This is a genomic window from Xanthomonas sp. D-99 (genome assembly GCF_017746145.1).
Taxonomy (GTDB): domain Bacteria; phylum Pseudomonadota; class Gammaproteobacteria; order Xanthomonadales; family Xanthomonadaceae; genus Xanthomonas; species Xanthomonas cissicola.
The window spans coordinates 1-2,443 of sequence record NZ_JAGHWU010000127.1 but is presented as its reverse complement, the minus strand read 5'-3'; the positions used below and the strand labels follow the sequence as shown (position 1 = coordinate 2,443).

Annotated in this window: 3 protein-coding genes; all 3 read left to right on the top strand. The window is 56.3% G+C overall.

Going from position 1 to position 2,443, the window contains the following annotated elements; translation table 11 throughout:
• The first annotated feature begins 249 nt into the window (after positions 1-249).
• On the top strand, positions 250-543 hold the full coding sequence (locus J7360_RS21080) for an XRE family transcriptional regulator (protein WP_209034785.1): 294 nt from the start codon (positions 250-252) through the stop codon (positions 541-543).
• Positions 544-553: 10 nt separating this feature from the next.
• The gene (locus J7360_RS21075; protein WP_209034783.1) at positions 554-1,300 is read left to right on the top strand and encodes a phage Gp37/Gp68 family protein; all 747 of its coding nucleotides are present in this window, start codon (positions 554-556) and stop codon (positions 1,298-1,300) included.
• On the top strand, positions 1,264-2,443 hold a 1,180-nt coding region (locus J7360_RS21070; RefSeq protein ID WP_209034781.1), incomplete at its 3' end, for a three-Cys-motif partner protein TcmP. The genes J7360_RS21075 and J7360_RS21070, both read left to right, overlap by 37 nt.

Sequence of the window (2,443 nt, the reverse complement as noted above, 5' to 3'; positions counted from 1 at the left end):
TGTGGATGAAGCGAAAGCAGTTGCTGCCTGCGATGGGGAGCGTGCGCCTGTAACCCTGGAAATTCCACGGAAAACGCCAGAAATGGCGAGAAATCCGAAGTTCCAAGCGTGACTCTCCGGAACGATGCCACCTTCCGCCCTGCCAGGCATCGTTGATCAGACCTTCCTAGGCCGTTGTAGGAACATAAATTAATGTCGAAAACACATGTTTTTATGGCGAAATGACATAAAAGTCTGTACCATCTATGGATGGAATACACGGACTTCAGAAAGTTGCTGGCACGAACGGGGCTGACGCTGACCGCGTTCGCCGAGCTTTTGAAGATGAACCGTCGGTCCATCACCAACTACGCCGCCAATGGCGCCGTTCCTGACCACCTGGCTCTAATCGCAGCATTGATGGGCAACATGGCCGACAACGGACTGGATTTCCGCCAGGTGCTGGAAAGCGTGGAGACTCAGAAAAAGAAGCCGCGAGGGAGCTGCCGCGCAATCACCGAGCGACGCTCCAGCTCCAACGGAAGAAAGGTAGAAGCCCGCTAGGAGGGCAGACATGTCTCAGACCAGTAAAATTGAGTGGACCGAAGCGACCTGGAATCCCACGGTCGGATGCACGAAGATTTCGCAGGGCTGCAAGCATTGCTACGCCGAAACCATGGCCAAGAGACTGCAGGCCATGGGCACGCCGGGTTACGAGAATGGTTTCAAGCTAACCGTGTTGCGCAATCGACTTGAGGAACCGTTGCGGAGAAAGAAGCCGACGGTGTACTTCGTCAACTCCATGTCCGATCTGTTTCACAAGCATATTCCTGACAACTACATCGAGGAAGTGTTCGATATCATCGGGCGTTGCCCGCAGCACACGTTCCAGGTGCTGACCAAGCGCGGTGACCGACTCGCCAGTTTTTTCAGCAAGCGGGTACCACCGAAGAATTCGTGGATCGGAGTATCAGTTGAGGATCGCCGGCATGGCTTGCCTCGCATTGATGCGCTTCGTCAGGTTGATGCCTCGGTTAGATTTCTTTCCGTGGAGCCGTTGCTGCAGGACCTGGGGGAAATCGACCTGACCGGCATCCACTGGGTCATTGTTGGCGGTGAATCCGGTCCCAAGGCGCGCCCAATGAAGCTGGAATGGGTCGCTGATATCAAGCGCCAGTGTGAAGATGCCGGGGTCGAATTCTTCTTCAAGCAGTGGGGGGGCTGGGGCGCAGACGGCAAGCGGCGGTCGAAGAAGGCGAATGGGCGGCTCCTGCATGGCCGCACATGGGACGGAATGCCGGAGCTTTCGGCGATGGCTTAAACTTCGGGCATCCATCACCCAGCCGCCGCGAGGGGATCATGTCAAGGAAGCACTACGATTACAGCAATGGACCCAGCCTCATTGAGCCGCACAGTGTGGCCAAGCACCGGGTGCTGCAGACCTACTTGGCAGCCTACTTCCAGACGCTCGTAAGCTCTCCCAACCAGGACGAGTTCCGGCTGACCCTGGTAGATGGGTTCGCCGGCGGCGGGGAGTACCGGGATAGGGCGACTAATGAAATCCACCTGGGATCTCCGCTTATCATGCTCCAGGCGGTTCAAGAGGCGACGTTCTTGCTAAATCGAGAACGCAGGAAGCCCGTCAATCTGGACGTGAGCTATTTCTTCATCGAGAAGAATCCGCAGACGGCAAGGCATTTGAAGCAGACGCTCACGAACAGGGGGTACGACGCGCTGTTCGACAGCAAGATATTCCTGCGGAATAGCAGCTTCCTCGACAACATGGATGAGGTCATCAAGTTCATCCAGTCCAAGAGCCCCCGCAACGGGCGCTCTATCTTCCTGCTGGACCAGTACGCCTACCGTGATGTGCCCGCGCATGTCATCAAGCGAATCCTGCACACCCTTCCGAGGGCCGAAGTGATTTTGACGTTCGGCGTGGATTCCTTCATCAATTTCGCCAGCGATACGGGCCTGACACAGAGCCTTCTTGCGCAGATTGGCATTCCCGACGCGCTGCAGGGGCGAACATTTGAAGAAATTAAGTCGTCGGAACGCGACTGGAGACTGTTCATTCAGGGCAGCCTCTATCGAGGGCTGGTGGATCGTTGCGGCGCTGAATATTACACACCCTTCTTCATCCGAAACCGGCAGGGGTTCGGGGACTACTGGCTGATCCACATGTCCCAGCATCATCGGGCGCGGGACGTGATGACGCAGGTTCATTGGAAGAACAACAACTACTTCATTCACTACGGCGGCGCGGGGATCGACATGTTCGGCGCAGGTATGACCGGATACGACCCCAAATTCGACACCAGCGGTAGTGGACAAGGCGCACTGGCCTTTGAGTTCGATGACGTTGCCCGGAACTCAAGCGTCAGCGCCCTTTTGGAACAGATTCCCCGCTACGTCTATGCTCACACTGACGGCATGAGCTTTGGTGGTAATCCCCCCACTTTTA

Bases quoted from the DNA above. Each gene is read 5' to 3' on its own strand.
- J7360_RS21080 (WP_209034785.1), top strand. From the start codon at position 250: ATGGAATACACGGACTTCAGAAAGTTGCTGGCACGAACGGGGCTGACG.
- J7360_RS21075 (WP_209034783.1), top strand. From the start codon at position 554: ATGTCTCAGACCAGTAAAATTGAGTGGACCGAAGCGACCTGGAATCCC.